At 70.5% G+C, this 16238-nt stretch carries 16 protein-coding genes and 2 pseudogenes; 5 read left to right on the forward strand and 13 right to left on the reverse strand.

The features are described 5' to 3' along the window. Nucleotides 1–381: 381 nt before the first annotated feature. Nucleotides 382–1407 carry a tryptophan--tRNA ligase gene (gene trpS / locus AB0D04_RS16215; protein WP_362703307.1) on the forward strand — a complete coding sequence of 342 codons (1026 nt, stop codon included), beginning with the start codon at nucleotides 382–384 and terminating at the stop codon, nucleotides 1405–1407. Between the two features lie 82 nt (nucleotides 1408–1489). On the opposite strand, the gene proC is transcribed toward trpS, so the two are convergent. The 3 genes from proC to AB0D04_RS16230 form a co-directional block, all read right to left on the reverse strand. Then, on the reverse strand, nucleotides 1490–2299 hold the full coding sequence (gene proC / locus AB0D04_RS16220) for a pyrroline-5-carboxylate reductase (protein WP_362703308.1): 810 nt from the start codon (nucleotides 2297–2299) through the stop codon (nucleotides 1490–1492). A 127-nt stretch (nucleotides 2300–2426) separates the two neighbouring features. Continuing rightward, the gene (locus AB0D04_RS16225) at nucleotides 2427–3200 is read right to left on the reverse strand and encodes an ABC transporter permease (protein WP_362703309.1); all 774 of its coding nucleotides are present in this window, start codon (nucleotides 3198–3200) and stop codon (nucleotides 2427–2429) included. Next, nucleotides 3197–4027, reverse strand: a complete 831-nt coding sequence (locus AB0D04_RS16230) for an ABC transporter ATP-binding protein (RefSeq protein ID WP_362703421.1) — start codon at nucleotides 4025–4027, stop codon at nucleotides 3197–3199. Before AB0D04_RS16230 ends, AB0D04_RS16225 begins: the two co-directional genes overlap by 4 nt. Nucleotides 4028–4287: 260 nt before the next feature. Here AB0D04_RS16230 and AB0D04_RS16235 point away from each other — a divergent pair, with 260 nt between their 5' ends. The 3 genes from AB0D04_RS16235 to AB0D04_RS16245 all read left to right on the forward strand — a co-directional run bounded on the left by AB0D04_RS16235 (nucleotide 4288) and on the right by AB0D04_RS16245 (nucleotide 7982). Further along, entirely contained in the window at nucleotides 4288–4698 is a 411-nt protein-coding gene (locus AB0D04_RS16235; RefSeq protein ID WP_362703311.1) for a hypothetical protein, read from the forward strand. A gap of 226 nt (nucleotides 4699–4924) precedes the next feature. Beyond that, nucleotides 4925–6445, forward strand: a complete 1521-nt coding sequence (locus AB0D04_RS16240; RefSeq protein ID WP_362703423.1) for a SulP family inorganic anion transporter — start codon at nucleotides 4925–4927, stop codon at nucleotides 6443–6445. A gap of 130 nt (nucleotides 6446–6575) precedes the next feature. After that, on the forward strand, nucleotides 6576–7982 hold the full coding sequence (locus AB0D04_RS16245; RefSeq protein ID WP_362703313.1) for a M1 family metallopeptidase: 1407 nt from the start codon (nucleotides 6576–6578) through the stop codon (nucleotides 7980–7982). A 78-nt stretch (nucleotides 7983–8060) separates the two neighbouring features. Here AB0D04_RS16245 and AB0D04_RS16250 read toward each other — a convergent pair whose 3' ends face one another. The 6 genes from AB0D04_RS16250 to AB0D04_RS16275 form a co-directional block, all read right to left on the reverse strand. Then, complete coding sequence (locus AB0D04_RS16250; protein WP_362703315.1) at nucleotides 8061–9173, reverse strand: FAD-dependent oxidoreductase; 1113 nt, start codon at nucleotides 9171–9173, stop codon at nucleotides 8061–8063. Nucleotides 9174–9394: 221 nt separating this feature from the next. Next, nucleotides 9395–10309, reverse strand: a complete 915-nt coding sequence (gene sigJ / locus AB0D04_RS16255) for an RNA polymerase sigma factor SigJ (protein ID WP_362703425.1) — start codon at nucleotides 10307–10309, stop codon at nucleotides 9395–9397. A gap of 63 nt (nucleotides 10310–10372) precedes the next feature. After that, entirely contained in the window at nucleotides 10373–11179 is an 807-nt protein-coding gene (locus tag AB0D04_RS16260; protein WP_362703316.1) for a methyltransferase domain-containing protein, read from the reverse strand. Between the two features lie 152 nt (nucleotides 11180–11331). Continuing rightward, entirely contained in the window at nucleotides 11332–11931 is a 600-nt protein-coding gene (locus tag AB0D04_RS16265) for a hypothetical protein (RefSeq protein WP_362703318.1), read from the reverse strand. Further along, on the reverse strand, nucleotides 11928–12212 hold the full coding sequence (locus AB0D04_RS16270; RefSeq protein ID WP_362703319.1) for a hypothetical protein: 285 nt from the start codon (nucleotides 12210–12212) through the stop codon (nucleotides 11928–11930). The genes AB0D04_RS16265 and AB0D04_RS16270 overlap by 4 nt, the downstream gene beginning before the upstream one ends. 80 nt (nucleotides 12213–12292) lie before the next feature. Next, entirely contained in the window at nucleotides 12293–13291 is a 999-nt protein-coding gene (locus tag AB0D04_RS16275) for a hypothetical protein (protein ID WP_362703321.1), read from the reverse strand. A gap of 6 nt (nucleotides 13292–13297) precedes the next feature. Here AB0D04_RS16275 and AB0D04_RS16280 point away from each other — a divergent pair, with 6 nt between their 5' ends. After that, nucleotides 13298–13483, forward strand: coding sequence for a hypothetical protein (locus AB0D04_RS16280; protein WP_362703323.1), 186 nt, complete (start codon nucleotides 13298–13300; stop codon nucleotides 13481–13483). A 393-nt stretch (nucleotides 13484–13876) separates the two neighbouring features. On the opposite strand, the gene AB0D04_RS16285 is transcribed toward AB0D04_RS16280, so the two are convergent. The 4 genes and pseudogenes from AB0D04_RS16285 to AB0D04_RS16300 all read right to left on the reverse strand — a co-directional run bounded on the left by AB0D04_RS16285 (nucleotide 13877) and on the right by AB0D04_RS16300 (nucleotide 16184). Continuing rightward, the gene (locus AB0D04_RS16285) at nucleotides 13877–14425 is read right to left on the reverse strand and encodes a hypothetical protein (RefSeq protein WP_362703325.1); all 549 of its coding nucleotides are present in this window, start codon (nucleotides 14423–14425) and stop codon (nucleotides 13877–13879) included. A gap of 153 nt (nucleotides 14426–14578) precedes the next feature. Further along, nucleotides 14579–14656, reverse strand: a pseudogene (locus tag AB0D04_RS16290) (hypothetical protein); the annotation flags it as partial. Nucleotides 14657–14733: 77 nt separating this feature from the next. Continuing rightward, a pseudogene (locus tag AB0D04_RS16295) lies at nucleotides 14734–15417 on the reverse strand (transposase); the annotation flags it as partial. Nucleotides 15418–15800: 383 nt separating this feature from the next. Further along, on the reverse strand, nucleotides 15801–16184 hold the full coding sequence (locus tag AB0D04_RS16300; RefSeq protein ID WP_362703327.1) for a peptidase: 384 nt from the start codon (nucleotides 16182–16184) through the stop codon (nucleotides 15801–15803). Between the last annotated feature and the right edge of the window lie 54 nt (nucleotides 16185–16238).

Below are 16238 nucleotides of genomic sequence, written 5' to 3' on the forward strand. Positions count from 1 at the left end.
ACTCATAATCGAGTCCCGGTCCGAATTTCGGCATGCCGAAATCGTTCCCGGTGAGGGGCCGTGCAGTAGTGGTGTGCCGCGAAGCGGCGGGATGGTCGCCCGGGGCCTGTCGGCTCCGGGGCAACTCGGAGAACACTACACGAGGGGGTGGGGTGCTTCAAACCCGTGCGGAGTGGGGGGTGTGCCGGTACTTTGGGGCCCATGACTGCGCATGCGCTCGTACAGCAGTGGTGGCCCGCCTGACGGCGGCCGACCACCTGCGCATGCATGACCACGGCCGCCGCTTCGGCGGCCGTTCGCGTATCTCCATCTCGTAGCCGGCCGCTGAGGTCGGCGGCCCCGTGACGTATCGGCGAAGTAGACGACGTAGGGGAGAGATGGATGTTGGGTACGCGGGCGAGCGGTGCTGCCGGGCCTCGGATCTTCAGTGGGGTGCAGCCAACGGGGCATCTGACGCTGGGGAACTACCTGGGGGCGATGCGGCGGTGGGCCGAGGTGGATCAGCACCGGGCCGAGGCGTTGTTCTGTGTGGTGGACATGCATGCGTTGACCGTGGAGCACGATCCGGCACGGGTGCGGCGGCTGAGTCGGCAGGCGGCGACGTTGATGCTGGCGATGGGGCTGGATCCGGAGCGGTGCACGGTGTTTGTGCAGAGCCATGTGGATGAGCATGCGCGGCTGTCGTATCTGATGGAGTGCACGGCCGCCGATGGCGAGATGCGGCGGATGATCCAGTACAAGGAGAAGGCCGCGGCGGCGGCGCTTCGGGGCGAGAGCGTGCGGGTGTCGTTGCTGACGTATCCGGCGTTGATGGCGGCGGACATCCTGGCGTACGGGACGCAGGAGGTGCCGGTCGGGGCGGACCAGGCGCAGCACGTCGAGCTGACGCGGGATCTGGCGGAGCGGTTCAACCAGCGGTACGGGCCGACGTTTGTGGTGCCCAGGGCGACGCATCCGAAGGTGGCGGCGCGGGTGATGGATCTGCAGGAGCCGACGTCAAAGATGGGGAAGTCGGGGCAGGGACGGAAGACGGGGGTGGTTTATGTGCTGGATGAGGCCGAAGTGGTGCGGAAGAAGGTGATGCGGGCTGTGACGGATGGGGGGAGTGATGTGGCGTACGAGCCGGATGAGCGGCCGGGGGTGGCGAATCTGCTGAATGTGCTGGCGGCCTGTACGGGTGGGGACCCGGAGAAGCTGGCCGGTGCGTACGGCTCGTACGGGACCTTGAAGAAGGACGCGGCGGACGCGGTGGTGGAGGTGTTGCGGCCGGTGCGGGAGCGGCATGCTGCGCTGGCTGCGGATCCGGCGTATGTCGATGGTGTGTTGCGGGATGGGGCCGAGCGGGCTCGGGGGCTGGCTCGGCCTCGGGTGGATGCGGCGTATCGGGCTGTGGGGCTGTTGGCGTAGCGGCCGGCCGTGGCGGGGTGGCCGTCTCCCTGGGGGACGGCCACCCCGTCGTGGGGCTGTTCGCTCGGCGCGGGTGCCGGGGTCAGCCTTTACCGGAGGCCAGTTCGCGGCTGCGGTCCCGGGCGGCTTCCAGGGCGGAGATCATCGCGGCGCGGACGCCGTGGTTTTCGAGTTCGCGGATGGCGTTGATGGTGGTGCCGGCCGGGGATGTGACGTTCTCGCGGAGTGTGACGGGGTGTTCGCCGCTGTCGCGGAGCATCACGGCGGCGCCGATGGCGGCCTGGACGATCAGGTCGTGGGCCTTGTCGCGCGGGAGGCCGAGGAGGATGCCGGCGTCGGTCATCGCCTCGACGAGGAAGTAGAAGTAGGCCGGGCCGGAGCCGGAGAGGGCCGTGGCGGCGTCCTGCTGGGTCTCGGGGACGCGGAGGGTCTTGCCGACGGTGGAGAAGATCTCCTCGGCGAGGGTGAGGTGGGCGGCGGTGGCGTGGCTGCCGGCGGAGATGACGGACATGGCCTCGTCGACGAGGGCCGGGGTGTTCGTCATGACGCGGACGACCGGAGTGTGGGTGGCGAGGCGTTCCTCGAAGTACGAGGTCGGAATGCCTGCGGCGCCGCTGATGACCAGGCGGTCGGCGGGGACGTGCGGGGCCAGTTCCTCGAGGAGGGTGCCCATGTCCTGGGGTTTGACCGTGAGGATCAGGGTGTCGGCGGACTTGGCGGCCTCGGCGTTGCTGACCGCCGCTACGCCGTAGCGGTCGTGGAGTTGGGCGGCGCGTTCCTGGCGGCGGGCGGTGACCAGGAGGTCGGAGGGGGCCCAGCCGCCGCGGATCATTCCGCTGAGGAGGGCTTCGCCGATTTTTCCGGTGCCGAGGACTGCGACCTTCTGGGTCATCGCGCGGGGTTGCCTTTCCGCTGGTGTGGGGCCTGTGTGGTCATCCTCGCATCGTGGGGGGTGCGGGTGGGGGTGCGTTTCGCTGGGTGGACCCGTTGGGGGCGGCCACCACGCCGTGGGTGTGTGGTCAGGGCGTGCGGCGGCGGAGGGTGGCCGCGCCCAGGACGAGGACCAGGAGGGCGCAGGCCGTGACGGTGGCGGTGTCGCGGACGAAGGCGGTGGTGATGTCGGGGTGGGTGAGGACCTCGGTCATGCCGTCGACGGCGTAGGTCATGGGGAGGACGTGGGAGATGGCTTCCAGGACCGGATGCATGGTGTCGCGCGGGGCGAAGAGGCCGCAGAGGAGGAGCTGGGGCATCAGGACGGCCGGCATGAACTGGACGGCCTGGAATTCGGAGGCGGCGAAGGCCGAGACGAAGAGGCCGAGGGCCGTGCCGAGGAGGGCGTCCAGGACGGCGACGAGCAGGAGCAGCCAGGGGGAGCCGACGATGTCGAGGCCGAGGACCCAGACGGAGAGAGCGGTGGCCACGGTGGACTGGAGGATCGCCAGGAGGCCGAAGGCCAGGGCGTAGCCGGTGATCAGATCGGCCTTGCCCAGGGGCATGGCGAGGAGGCGTTCCAGGGTGCCCGAGGTGCGTTCGCGGAGGGTCGCGATGGAGGTCACCAGGAACATCGTGATCATCGGGAAGATGCCGAGGAGCGAGGCACCGATGCTGTTGAACGTGGCCGGGTGGGCGTCGAAGACGTAGCGGAGGAGCGTGATCAGTGCGCACGGGACGATGAGCAGCAACGCGAGGGTGCGGGGGTCGTGGTGCAGCTGGCGGAGGACCCGGGCAGTGGTGGCGAGGGTCCGGGACGCCGAGAGGACGCGGGGCACCGGGGCGGGGGCGGTGGTGGTCATGGGGTGGGCTCCTCGGCGGGGATGGGGGGCTGGGGGCCCTGGGCCGCCGCTCGGGCTTCGTCGACGAGTCGGAGGAAGGCGGCCTCGACGGTGGGGGCGCCGGTGCGGTCGCGGAGGGCGTCGGGGGCTTGGTCGGCCAGGATCCGGCCCTCACGCATCAGCAGGAGGCGGTGGCAGCGCTCGGCCTCGTCCATGACGTGGGAGGAGACGAGGAGGGTGGCCGCGCGGTCGGTGGCGAGGGTGTGGAAGAGCGTCCACAGGTCGCGGCGGAGGACGGGGTCGAGGCCGACGGTCGGCTCGTCCAGGACGAGGAGTTCCGGGGTGCCGAGGAGGGCCACGGCCAGGGAGACGCGGCTGCGCTGGCCGCCGGAGAGGTTGCCGGCCAGGGCGTCGGCGTGGCGGGTGAGGTCGACGTCCTCGATGGCGCGGGTGACGGTGGCGCGGCGGGCGGCGCGGCCGGGGTGCAGTACGGCGGCGAAGTAGTCGAGGTTCTGGCGGACGGTGAGGTCGTCGTATACAGCCGGATTCTGGGTGACGTAGCCGATGCGGGGGCGCAGGCGGGGGTGGCCGGCGGGCCGGCCCAGGACGTCGAGGGTGCCGGTGACCTTGGCCTGGGTGCCGACGACGGCCCGCATCAGGGTGGATTTGCCGCAGCCGGAGGGGCCGAGGAGGCCGGTGACCTGGCCGCGGGGGACGGCGAAGGCCAGGTCGTCGAGGACAGTGCGGCCGCCTCGGGCGACGGTGAGGTGGCGGGCGTGGACAGCCGGGTCCGAGGCCGGCCGGTCGGCGGGGGCGGGCAGGTCGGCAGGGGCGCGGGAGTAATTCATCACGCGATGAATAATCCTGCTGGGTGGGGTGGACGTCAAGCGGTTGAGGGCGGCCACCGGTGCCGAGGGGCGCTTGGGGAGCCGGGCCGCGCTCCGGCGGGCGCCGGGTTGATCGGAGCTGATCATTCCTATTCGGTAGTTCCGGGTTTACAGGGCGGTTACATGCCGAGTTGCGGCAGAGCGTGTCCTCTTGGACACAATGGAGGGCACTGTCCAGCCACACCGAAACGCGCCGGAACGCGCCGGAATCGGAAGGGGCGATGATGACCGACAGTCGGATTCGCGGTCTCGGCCGGTTCCTTTTGATGATGGTGATCGCCGTTCTCGTCGTTCCGGCCGGCGCCGCAGGGGTGTACAGGCAGGCGTACGGCCAGGGCGCAGCGGTCTCGCGGACCGAGGCCGACGGGGCCCGCGCCCCGACCACCACCCCGGTGGCGCACGCATCCCATGACCATCCGGAAGCCGCCACCGACCGCAGCCGGCCGCGCCGTGGCGCGCGGTCGGCCGCCGCCGTGTCCGCGGCGGCGCCGCAGTCCACTCCCCTGTCGACCGCCGGCCCCGTACGCGACGGCGACGGGCTGCCCGTGTCCGTACCGCTGACCGGGCATCAGGCCGTCCCCCTGTCGAGATCCGGCGAACTGTCGGGCCGCCATCACGTCTTCCGCTGCTGAGAGCCACGAGCCGAGCTGCCCCAGGGCCTTCCCCGGCCCGCGCATTTTCCGACGGATCCAGCCGTCACGTTCATGGCGTCATGTCGCGCGCGCCCGCATGCGCGCCGCCGCGTCGCGCGCCACCGCATCTCGTCACGCTGGAGGCACCCTCATGCAGAAATTCCGGCAGATGTTCTCGAATTCCCCGCGGAAATCCGGCCGCATATCCGGGCGGCTGTCCCGGCGGATGCTGCCCGTCTGGCGGGCCGACTTCACCGCGTCGCTCGTGGTCTTTCTCGTCGCCGTCCCGCTGTGTGTCGGGGTGGCCGTCGCCTCCGGGGTGCCGGCCGAGCTGGGGCTGGTCACCGGGATCGTCGGGGGGCTGCTCACCGGGCTGCTTCCCGGAAGCAGTCTGCAGGTCAGCGGGCCGGCCGCCGGGCTGACCGTGCTGGTCTACGAGGCCGTGCAGGAGTACGGGCTCGGCACGCTGGGGACACTGGTGCTGGCCGCCGGGATGCTTCAGCTGGTCATGGGGGCGCTGCGGCTCGGGCGGTGGTTCCGGGCCATCTCCGTTGCGGTGGTGCAGGGGATGCTGGCGGGCATCGGGCTGGTGCTGATCGGCAGCCAGCTGTACACCCTGGTGGATGCGAAGGCGCCCGGTAACGGACCGGCCAATCTGGCCGGCCTGCCGGAGCTTGCGGCCGAGACGGCCGGGTCCGACACCGGGCTTGCGGCGCTGGCTGTCGGCGCGGCGACCATTTTCGTCCTGCTGCTCTGGCCGCGCTGGCGGCGGGCGGCGGAGCTGCTGCCCGCGGCCCTGGTGGCGGTGGTGCCGGCGTCGGCCGTCGTGTTCGTACTGGATCTGCCGGTGGCCCGCGTCGAGGTGGAGGGCCTGCTGGAGGCCGTACAGCCGCCGGGTCTTGCCGACATCGGGCGGCTCGCCGAGATCGGGGCGCTGGGCACGGTGCTGGCGTTCGCGCTGATCGCGTCGGCGGAATCGCTGTTCAGCGCGGCCGCGGTGGACCGGCTGCACGACGGGCCGCGGACGGACTACGACAAGGAGCTGATGGCCCAGGGGGCCGGCAACGCGGTGTGCGGGCTGCTCGGGGCGCTCCCGATGACCGCGGTGATCGTCCGCAGCGCCGCCAATGTGCGGGCGGGCGCACGGACCAAGGCCTCGCGGGTGCTGCACGGCGTCTGGCTGCTGGTGTTCGCGGCGGCGTTCCCGGCGGCCCTGGGGGTGGTGCCGGTGGCCGCGCTGGCCGGCGTCCTGGTGCATGCGGGCTGGAAGCTGATCCCGGTGCGCGAGCTGCGTCCCCTGTGGCGGGAGCACCGGGGCGAGGCGGTGGTGCTGGCGGCGACGGCGGTGGCGATCGTGGCCACCAACATGTTCGAGGGGGTGCTGCTGGGGCTCCTGATGGCGATCGCCAAGTCGGCGTGGGAGACCTCGCACGTCCACCTGGAGATCGTGGGGATGGACGGCGCCGATGCGGCAGAGGAAGCCGGCGTGACTCCCGCGTCCCAGCGGCCCGTTCGCGTACGGGCCGTCGGGCATGCCACGTTCCTGCGGCTGCCGAAGCTGCTCGACCAGTTGGAGGCGCTGCCCCGGGACCGGGAGATCGAGCTGGATCTGTCCGGGCTGCGGCATCTCGACCATGCCTGTGCGGCCGCGCTCGGCAGCTGGGCCGAGCAGCGGCGCCCGGCCGCGGCGGGGAGCGGCGGCGGTGGACGGCCACCGGGCGGCGCACATGCCGTTCGGAGGACGTAGGCCGGACCGGCCGGACCGCCCAGGAACGGAACCCTTTGCTCCATAACGGCCGCTAAAGGAAAGGACCGGCGTTCCGCCGGAAAGGGCCATAGGGTCGGGGGACTTGTTGACCTTCGACCCTGGGAGTGCTGTGACAACCCGCCGGCCCCTGCGTCACTGCGGTGCGACCGCCGCGCTGTCCGTCGCCCTGCTGCTGTCCTCCTGTACGGGAGGGGCCGCCAAGGGGGCGGCGGGCTCCGGCGGGGTCGGTGACCCCCTCTTCCCGTCGCTCGGCAACGGCGGTTATCAGGTCACCCACTACGGGCTCGCTCTCGACTACGACGTCAAGAAGCGGCATCTGGACGCGACCGCCCGGATCACCGCCAAGGCCCAGCAGAATCTGCGGTCGTTCAAGCTCGATCTGCGGGGACTGGAGGTGTCCGGCGTGCAGGTCGACGGCGAGGACGCCGCCTTCTCCCGCAAGGGCCACAAGCTGACGGTCACGCCGGGCGCCGGGCTCGAGAAGGGCGCCACCTTCCGTACCACCGTCACCTACCGCGGGACCCCGCAGGAGATGACGGACCCCGACGAGTCGCACGAGGGATGGGTCAAGACTCCTGACGGCGCGTTCGTCGCCGGGGAGCCGGGAGGGGCGATGACCTGGTACCCGGTCAACAACCACCCCAGTGACAAGGCGACCTACGACTTCACGATCACCGTGCCGGCGAAGTACACGGCCGTCGCCAACGGGGAGTTGCGGTCGAAGAAGACCGCCAAGGGCCGGACGACGTACGTATGGCACAACGGCCTGCCGATGGCCAGCTATCTGACGACCGCCACCATCGGGAACTTCCGCTTCACCGAGTCCCGTACGGCCGACGGGCTGCCGCTGTACGAGGCGGTGGATCCGGCGGAGGAGGCCGGCAGCAGGAAGGTGCTGAACCGGCTGCCGGAGATCATCAAGTGGGAGCGCGGGCTGTTCGGCCCGTACCCCTTCCGGTCCGCGGGCGCGATCGTCGACAACACCCCGGAGCGGATCGACTGGCAGGCCCTGGAGAGCCAGACCAAGCCGATCTACGCCGGCGCGCCGGACACCGTGACCGTGGTGCACGAGATGTCCCACCAGTGGTTCGGCGACTCGGTCACGCCGAAGACCTGGCAGGACACCTGGCTCAACGAAGGCTTCGCGACCTACGCCGAGTGGCTGTGGGACGAGCACGAGGGCGGCAAGACGCCCCAGCAGCAGTTCGACGCGCTCTACAAGAAGGGCAAGAAGGACAAGCTCTGGGCCTACCCGCCGGGCAGGCCCGGCAAGGCGGCGCAGGTGACCGGTGATCCCGTCTACTACCGCGGCGGCATGGTGCTCCAGCAGCTGCGGAACGCCGTCGGCGACAAAACGTTCTTCCGGATCCTCAAGGAGTGGCCGGCCGAGCACCGCTACGGCACCGCCGATTCGGCGGAGTTCATCGCCTTCTGCCAGGAGCAGACGGACAAGGACCTGAAGGAACTCTTCGACGTCTGGCTGTACGGGAAGGGCAAGCCGGACCGGACGTTCTGAGGAGGCCTCCGACGCCCGGCAGGTGCGGCCAGTGCAGAGGCCGCTCCCCCGGCCCCTCGCCCGGCCCCTCCCCCTCTCTCACCCGATCCAGGGGACGAGGCGGACGGCGCCGGGGCGGCGGGCGGCCAGCCGCAGAAAGGCCACGGCAGAGCGGCAGACCCGTTCCTTGACCCGGGCAGCCGGACGGCCCGTCAGCACCCGCTCGCGCGGTGAGTCGTCGGGCCGTACGGACTGGATGAGCCCGTCATGCCGGCCCAGGCTCACGCACTGCACCATGAACGAGAACGCCAACGGGCGGGGCTCGGCGCCGCGCGACTCGGCGGCGATCGCGGCGGCGGCGTGCGCGCCGGTGGGCAGGGCGGTGGCGCAGGCCATCCGCAGGGCACCGGCGCGGCGGGCGTGGGCGGCGGCCGCGTCGCCCGCGGCGTAGATGTCGGGGTGGCTGACGGAGCGCAGCGCGGCATCGACGCGGAGGCGGCCGGTGGCCGGGTCGGTGTCCAGGCCGGCGTCCTTGGCGAGGCCATCGGCGGCGGTCATGGCAGCCGTCCACAGCACGGCTTCGGCGTCGACGGCGTCCGCGTCGACAACATGGCGGCCCTCCTCGACCTGTACGTGCAGGCGGTCCAGGACCGTACGGACATGAGCGCGGCCGCGGGCGGAGAGGCCGGCGCCGATCTCGCCGCCGGTGAGCAGGCGCACCGCCCACTGCGGGTGGGATTCGGCGATCTCGGCGGCCATTTCGATGCCGGTCAGGCCGCCGCCGACCACGGCCAGCGTGCCTGGTGTGTCCAGCAGGCGCTTGTGGAGCGCGGTGGCGGTCTCGGCGGTAAAGCCCCGTTCACCCGCGCCGCGAGGGTCGGTGTGGCTGCCGAGGGCGTAGACGAGGCGGTCGTAGAGGAGGGTGCGGCCGGAGTCGGTGTGGACGGCGCGGGCATCCGGGTCGAGGGACGTGGCGCGGGCGGTGAGGTGCTCGACGCCGGTGCCGCGCAGCATCCGGGCGCGGGAATGGCTCACGTCGGGGCGACCGGCGGCCAGTTCGTGCACCCGCACCCTCTCCGTGAACCGATCACTGGGATCGACGAGAGTGACCTGCGCGTACGGAGCGAGGCGGAGGGCGGCCATCATGCCCGCGTAGCCGCCGCCGAGGACGACGACCCGCTGCCCTGGCCGCCGGTTCGCCACGATCTTCATGCTGTCCTCCTGGGACGAGAATTCCGGGGCGCCGCGGCTGGGTGCAGCGGCGCCGTTGCGTGTGCCGGAAGGGGGACGGTGTGGGGTGGTGGGGTGTGACATCGGGTGCCCGATGGATTTCCCACGGATGCCCAAAATGACGCCGTCAGCAAGAAGTTGATGGCATGTCAGCCCTGCCCTCACGGTCACGTGCTCACCGTCACGTGCACACCGTCACGCCCTCACAGCTGATCGAAGTCGAGATGGCCGAGCTTGTCCGGGTTGATGACGGCGTCCACCTCCGTGATCCGACCGTCGTGGACCGTGAAGGCGAAGACGCCCGTGCGGTCGCCCGCGGTGTCGACGAGGACCAGGCCGGTGGCGCCGTTGACGTCCCGGAGCCCGAGCCGCACCGTCGACGGGTCGAAGCCGCGAGTGACCATGCCGAGGACGTAACGGGCGACCTTGTCGCGGCCCAGCACGGGGCGGCGGGCGGCGGACACCCTTCCGCCGCCGTCGGAGCGCCAGACGACCTCGGGGTCGAGTACGGACAGCAGCGCCTCGAAGTCGCCGCCCATCACGGCGGACAGGAACGCCTCGACGGTGCGCCGGTGTTCCGCCGGGTCCACGGTGCGGCGCGGGGCCTCGGCGCGGACCCGCTTACGGGCGCGGGAGGCCAGCTGCCGTACGGATTCCGGGGTGCGGCCGACCGCCTCGGCGATCTCCGGGAAGGGGACCGCGAAGACGTCGTGGAGGATGAAGGCGGTGCGTTCGGCGGGGGTGAGGCGTTCCAGGACGGTCAGCAGGGCCATGCCGACGGATTCGTCGAGGGTGACCCGGTCCTCGGGGGCGGCACCGATGGCGTCGCCACCGGTGGCGTCGGCACCGGCGAGCAGCGGCTCCGGGAGCCAGGGCCCGACGTACCGCTCGCGGCGGGCGCGGGCCGAGCCCAGCAGGTCGTAACAGATGCGGCTGACCACGGTGGTGAGATAGCCGCGCGGGTTGGCCACCGGCGGGTCGTCGGGCAGCGACTGCCAGCGCAGCCAGGTCTCCTGCACGGCGTCGTCGGCGTCGGTGACGGTGCCCATGATCCGGTAGGCGACGGCCCAGAGCCTGCTGCGCTGCTCCTCGAAGTGGGCGAGCCGGTCGTCGGCCATGCCCTCGGTGTCGTGCGGGTTCGTCACGGGTTGCTCCTCTGCCTCGCTGTTCCGTCGTCGCCCTTAGGACGACCCCGCCGGGCGGAGTGTGACAGTGAGGTCGACCCCGTACTCCTCCTGGACGATGCCGCCCGGGAAGACGTCCAGGAGGGCGGCCCGTTCATCCTCCAGGACGGAGGCGGCCGTTACGGGGGCGAGGACGGCGAACTGTGAGTGGCTGCCGAGCATCGCGAGGTGGGTGTCGAGGGGCACCGGCCGGATCCAGTCCACCGCCCGGAATGCGGGGCGCAGGCCGTGGCGGCGGAAGAGGGTGTCGGGGTCGTCCGTGACGCGGTGGCGGTCGTAGCCGGGCAGCCGGCGGGCGAGCCGGGCGTCCTGGTCGACGGCCCAGCCGGTCTCCCGGTGGGGGATGTTCCACCAGAGGGCGAGCGCGCCGCCCGGGCGCAGTACGCGCATCGCCTCCGGGACCGAGCGGGCCGGGTTGGTCCAGTGCCAGGCCTGGGCGTAGCAGACCAGGTCGAAGGCGGCGGCGTCGGAGAAGGGCAGGGCGTCGCCGGTCGCCCTCACCAGCGGGGTGGCGGGGAGGTCGGCACGCAGCTGGGCGGCCATTCCGGCGCCCGGTTCGACGGCGGTGACCTGGGCGCCGCGCGCGGCCAGCAGCGCGGTGGCGATGCCGGTGCCCGCCCCGACGTCCAGCACCCGTGCCCCCTTGAGCGAGCGGCCGGCGCGCTCCTCGATCGCGTCGAAGAGCTCCGGGGGATAGCCGGGGCGCGATGCCGCGTACTGGGCGGCCACCGCATCGAAGGAGCGGGCGCGGGCGGCACGGGTGGGGGGCCGGGACGAGCGTTCCTGGTGGGGGCGTTGGGGCATACGGGTCATCCTGCCTGCGATACGGGGCGGGCGCCCGGAATTGATGAACCGTTGGCCCTCCACCGGCATGCGTGAGGGCCGCTGCGCCGGAGCGCGGCGGCCCTCATGCGGTCAGCGACCGCGCCGGCCTTCCGGTGACTGCGCGGCAGGCCTCAGTCCTTGAGCGGGTTGGAGACCAGGTCGACCAGGTTTTTGCGCGGGTCGGACGCGACGTACCGGTTGAACTGCGCGAGACAGGAGAGCACCAGGAGACGGCTGACGCGGGGGTCATGCACCGTGACCACGTAGCTGGAGCGGATCCCGGCGGGCCGGGAGAACTCGAAGCCTGCGGACTCGTCCGACCGGAACCGCAGGCGGTGTGAGAGGACATTGTTGACCTGTGCGGCGTCGAAGGCCATCCGCAACGGGGAGGCGTGACGCAGCCGACTCCCGGCGCCCGCCGGCTCACCGGCCAGTTCCCCCAGGTCGTGCTGAGCGAATGTCCAGCGGTCCGCGCCGTTCGTGCGGCTTTTGCGCTCCACGGTCCCCACCGTCGTGCGGTCGGGCAGCAATGCCTTCCACTCGTTGACGTACCCGACGCACTCCGTCAGACCCGGTCCTGCGGTGACGGTGTAGGGGCGCACGCCCTCGTAGTGCACCTCCCTGTGCATACGCGCCACCGGCTCCCGCTGCCCGTCCACCTTGACCAGGAAGGTGGTGTGGGCGCGGGCGTACTCGACACTGACGGTGAAGGAGCCGAGCGACTGGATCACGGACGTCGCCCCTTGGCCGCCTCGCCGAGCGGCCGGTTGGCCGCGTCCTCGGTGCCCGCCCGGCTCAGCTTGGCGATGAGGTGTTTGATGTCGTCCACTTCCGATCCCGCTCGGAGCTGCTCGTAGATTTCCCGGGTCACCTCGTCCTGGCGCTCGGTCTTGCTCTCCAGCAGGTCGTCGCCGAGCCGGTCCGTGGCCGCCAGGCGCTCTTCGTCGGCGGGGTCCAGCGGCGGGTGGGACGGGCCGGGGTACTGGGCTGGGAAGGAATCGTACGACGACATGGTGCGCTCCCTGCGGGGCGAAGGGTCAGGAAAGGTCAGGAAGGGGGACGGCGTCGGCCGGGCGGACCCGGCCGAGTGCGTCAGGCCGCGGGGAGCATGCCGATGCGTGCGGCGCCCGCGGTAGCGCTCCAACCGCCGCTCTTTTCGAACTCGAAGCCCCGCTGCTCCACATCGTTGATGAGGCTGTCCACCGTCGGCATCGGGGAGTGCAGCGCCTCGCTGACCTTCTTGACCGATTCCTCGATCCCCTTGATCGCCGCTTCGATCGCCTTGTAGATGCCCTCGATGATGTTGATGGCAGTGATGATCTTGCTGATGATCTTGTACATCTTGTAGAGCTTGTAGGCCGAGTAGATGCCGACGCCGATGTCTGCCAGCGGATCCTCGGGACCGAGCCCGACAGCCTCGATGGCCGCGTCACCCGCCAGCATCTCCGCGCCCTCCTTGGCGAGCGCCTCGATCTCCTCCTCGATCAGCTCATTGAGCTTCCGCAGCGCCTGGTGGACGAGGACGATGACGATGTCGTAGCCGACCTTGTACGCCTTGGCCACCGTCTTGGCGGCGTCCCCGACCCCACCGATGCCCATCGTCCACCGGAACAGGTAGGAGTCGAAGGCGGTGCCGGTGTCCCCCTTCCACTCGCTCCCGAGGGCCCAGGAGCCCTTGCGAAGGGTTCCGGCGACGGTGTAAGCGGCCTCGCCCATGGTGTCGTAGGCCTCGTGCAGAGACATCAAGCGGCCGTAGTCACCGGTCAGGGGCTTGAGGAGGAGTTCGACCAGGCTCTGCCCGGTGAAGAACTTGAATACCTTGTCGGCGGTCTTCAGTTCGCTCTTCAGGCCCAGCAGCCTGAGCTGGTGGTGGATGTTCTTCGCGGTGGCCTCTTCCGCGTTGACCGGCTCCTTGAGGGACACCGCCTCGTCGGTGAAGTTACCGACCCGGGAGGCGCCCGGGAGGCTCGCGATGTTCGGGAAGTGGGAGATCGCTCCCGGGTAGATGGCGTGCAGGTCCGTCATGGCCTGATGGTCGGCCGAGGCGTAGTCGCTGCTCGTCCGGTGAACCTTGTCCCCGATGACACCCATGCCCCGATGGCACTGGGCGAGCTTGCCGGAGAAGAAGTCGGCCGTCTGCGGGACGAGCAAACGCAGGGGCAGAAGAAGGCCGTCCAGGTCATCGTCTTTACTGCAGTGGTGGCTGGTATAGCTCTGAATGTCGTGGAGGTGATGGGCCTGTTTGGCCGTCAGGCCGGAGTATTCATGGAACTCGTCCTGTGATGGCGCATGAAATCCGGACATCAAGGGCCTCCCCGTTGGGTGTTGCATGGAATGCGTCCGGCCATGCCGGAAAAAGGCACGCAGCCGATGACCTGCTGCGTGTCCTGCGAACCGCGGTTCACCACGAGACTAGGCATCCCAGGTCGTGGCCTGACCATGGGTTTCCCTTGACGGAGTTTTCGGAACTTCAACGATTGTTTAATTATCCATTTACGGCCCTATTGCATTCGGGGCGGTGGCCAACCGGCCGGCACTCTTTGTGGCAATAAGGGCCGTGTGGTGATGCGGGCCAGGATGCCGCGCTGTCGAGGTTGGTCACTTGACGGCACAACCCGGCCAGCGGTCAGCCGGCCCGACCGACAAACGGCCTAGCGGCACTGGACCAACAACGGCCTAGCGGCGCTTCTTGCCCTTTGGCTTGGGCTGCTTCGCGGCCGGGTTGCCGGTGCGGGCGTTGCGGCGGCGCTCGTGGCGTTCGCGGGCCGCCTCGTACTCGGCGCGGCGGAGTTTCTCTCCGGGGGCCTCGGTCAGGCTGCGGCAGAAGTAGGCCAGGAGGGAGCCGATGAAGCCGATGAGCATCAGACTCTGGGCGGATTTGTCGGCGGCGCTCGCGGTGGACGGATCGGGGCGCCGGACGAAGCCCTCCCAGGTGCGGCGGAACGCGAGAGCGCTGCAGACGGCGAAACCGGCGACGACGAGGATGCTGACGAGCGGGCCGACGTTGCCGAATTCCAGACCCTGGAAAGCGAAGCGCAGGACGAGCGCCCCGACGGCGGCGAGCACGAGCGAACCCACCGCGACACCGGCCCGGCGCAGGGCGTAGCCGCCGTCGTGGTGGACCCAGGTGGTGCCGAAGAACCGGATCTCCTCGGGCTCCGGGCCGCCGGCTCCCTCGTCGTCCCGCTTCGGGCCGCCGGGCGTCTGCTCATCACTATCACTCATGGCATCGATTATCCGTTGCGTGAATCTCAGCGATTCCTTCGCTGATCATCTTCCTGCTTCATCGACCGCCGCCGACTCCGGAGAGTGAGGTCTTACGTGGTCTCCACGAGGCGTTTTTCCTCTCCGGGGAACTTCCCGGCGAGGGTTTTGATGTCAGTCTTGCTCGGTGCGCATCGCGGCGAGGAGGTTGCCGGCCGCGTGGTGATCTCTGTCGTGGACGGCGCCGCATCCGGGGCAGACCCAGGTGCGATCTGGCGGACGAACTTGCCGAACCCGGCATCACTGATGGCGCGGGCCAGCCTGCGGTTTTTGACCATGCCCTGGACGTTCAGGGTCTCCACGGCGATGGCCGACCTGGTTCTCGTCAGCCTGGTGGTGGTCTTGTGCAGGAAGCCCCTGCGCCGGTCGGCGACGCGCAGGTGGAGCTGCGCGACACGGCGCCGGGCCTTGGCCCGGTTGTTGGAGTCCTCCTTGCTGCGGGCGAGTTTGCGGTTGGCCCGCTTCAGGGCACGCTGTGCGGCCTTCAGCGGCTTCGGAGCGTGGATCTCTTCGGTGCTGCCGTCGCTGTTCTTGATGACCGCGAACGTCTTCAGCCCGAGATCGATCCCGCACGCCGGGGCCTCCTCGGCGGCCTGGTGCCGCTTGTTGATGTCGTCGCGGTCCACCTCGATCTGAAAGGAGACCCACCACCGTCCGGCCTGCTCGCGTACGGTCGCGCCGAGGATGCGGGCGTGGCCGGCTGCCATGCGGTCGGTGAGCCAGGACATGTTTTCTCGGGTGGCCACGTCGCCGATGGCAGGCAGGCGGACAGTGCAGGCATCGAGCGGCTTGGCGCGGTCGGCGTCGTAGCGGAAACGGGAGCCGTGCTGACGCTTGCGCCACTTCGGCCAGCCCAACCGGACGCCGTTGCGCTTTCCGGCACGGGAGTCGAAGTAGTTCTTCAGCCCTGCAGCACGCACCCGGCAGGCTTCCTTCGGCACACGAGAGGACATCTTGCCCTCGGAGAACCACGGGTAGCGCTCCGGATGGGCGGTTCGCCCTTCCTTCTCCACCGCCGGCGCCGACCACGGAACCTTGGTGAGCTGATTCTCCGGGATGCCGTAGGTCTTCAGTGACGCCCCATGAGGGCCGCCTGCTCCGAGGTGGGGGCCAGTTCGAACCGAAGCCCCTGCTGATGACGCACCTGACCAGCCTATAGACCACCACTGACAACCGGCCCGCCGGCAACACAACTTGAGGGACACAGTGCTTCGATGACCAAGCTCCCAGCAGATAGCAGCCCCGGCGACGGGAGCCGGGGCCGGAGAGCGGCCCCGGCGGCCCCAGCGGCCCCGGCGGCCCCGGCGGCCCCGGCGGCCCCAGGCTCCCGCGGGGTTCAGTTCATGCAGCTCTGCGTGACCATCCCGCTGCTGCCGGTGCGGACGTAGGCGTCGGAGACGTACTCGCCCGGTGCGATGTTGTCCCAGATGTTCGAGGTGCCGTACGGGCCGCTGACCCGCTGGCCGCGGGTCTGGCAGCGGATCTGGATCCGGGCGCCCTCGGCCAGCCGCCGCACGACCGGCGTATCGGTGCCGGGGCCCTGGCGGACCTTGAGACGGTAGCCGGGGGCGGTGGCGTAGGAGCTGTGGTGCAGGGCCGCCCGGGCGGCCGGCGCGGTGCCGTCCGCGTCGCCTGCGGTGCTCGCGTCCGCGCTGTCGTCCAGGCTGCCGACGATCGCGTCCAGGTCCAGGTAATCGTCCCGATGATCCTGTGTGGTCATTTCGTGTTCCCCCGTTGGTGACTCATGCGTTCCTGTTGGTGCCCGTTCCGCCGG

The organism is Streptomyces sp. NPDC048483 (assembly GCF_040651455.1).
Lineage (GTDB): Bacteria > Actinomycetota > Actinomycetes > Streptomycetales > Streptomycetaceae > Streptomyces.

Excerpts from the sequence above, each read along its gene's own strand:
- trpS (WP_362703307.1), top strand. The coding sequence starts at position 382 with ATGTTGGGTACGCGGGCGAGCGGTGCTGCCGGGCCTCGGATCTTCAGT.
- proC (WP_362703308.1), bottom strand. The coding sequence starts at position 2,299 with ATGACCCAGAAGGTCGCAGTCCTCGGCACCGGAAAAATCGGCGAAGCC.
- AB0D04_RS16225 (WP_362703309.1), bottom strand. The coding sequence starts at position 3,200 with ATGACCACCACCGCCCCCGCCCCGGTGCCCCGCGTCCTCTCGGCGTCC.
- AB0D04_RS16230 (WP_362703421.1), bottom strand. The coding sequence starts at position 4,027 with ATGAATTACTCCCGCGCCCCTGCCGACCTGCCCGCCCCCGCCGACCGG.
- AB0D04_RS16235 (WP_362703311.1), top strand. The coding sequence starts at position 4,288 with ATGATGACCGACAGTCGGATTCGCGGTCTCGGCCGGTTCCTTTTGATG.
- AB0D04_RS16240 (WP_362703423.1), top strand. The coding sequence starts at position 4,925 with ATGCTGCCCGTCTGGCGGGCCGACTTCACCGCGTCGCTCGTGGTCTTT.
- AB0D04_RS16250 (WP_362703315.1), bottom strand. The coding sequence starts at position 9,173 with ATGAAGATCGTGGCGAACCGGCGGCCAGGGCAGCGGGTCGTCGTCCTC.
- sigJ (WP_362703425.1), bottom strand. The coding sequence starts at position 10,309 with ATGGCCGACGACCGGCTCGCCCACTTCGAGGAGCAGCGCAGCAGGCTC.
- AB0D04_RS16260 (WP_362703316.1), bottom strand. The coding sequence starts at position 11,179 with ATGCCCCAACGCCCCCACCAGGAACGCTCGTCCCGGCCCCCCACCCGT.
- AB0D04_RS16270 (WP_362703319.1), bottom strand. The coding sequence starts at position 12,212 with ATGTCGTCGTACGATTCCTTCCCAGCCCAGTACCCCGGCCCGTCCCAC.
- AB0D04_RS16275 (WP_362703321.1), bottom strand. The coding sequence starts at position 13,291 with ATGGGTGTCATCGGGGACAAGGTTCACCGGACGAGCAGCGACTACGCC.
- AB0D04_RS16280 (WP_362703323.1), top strand. The coding sequence starts at position 13,298 with ATGGCACTGGGCGAGCTTGCCGGAGAAGAAGTCGGCCGTCTGCGGGAC.
- AB0D04_RS16285 (WP_362703325.1), bottom strand. The coding sequence starts at position 14,425 with ATGAGTGATAGTGATGAGCAGACGCCCGGCGGCCCGAAGCGGGACGAC.
- AB0D04_RS16300 (WP_362703327.1), bottom strand. The coding sequence starts at position 16,184 with ATGACCACACAGGATCATCGGGACGATTACCTGGACCTGGACGCGATC.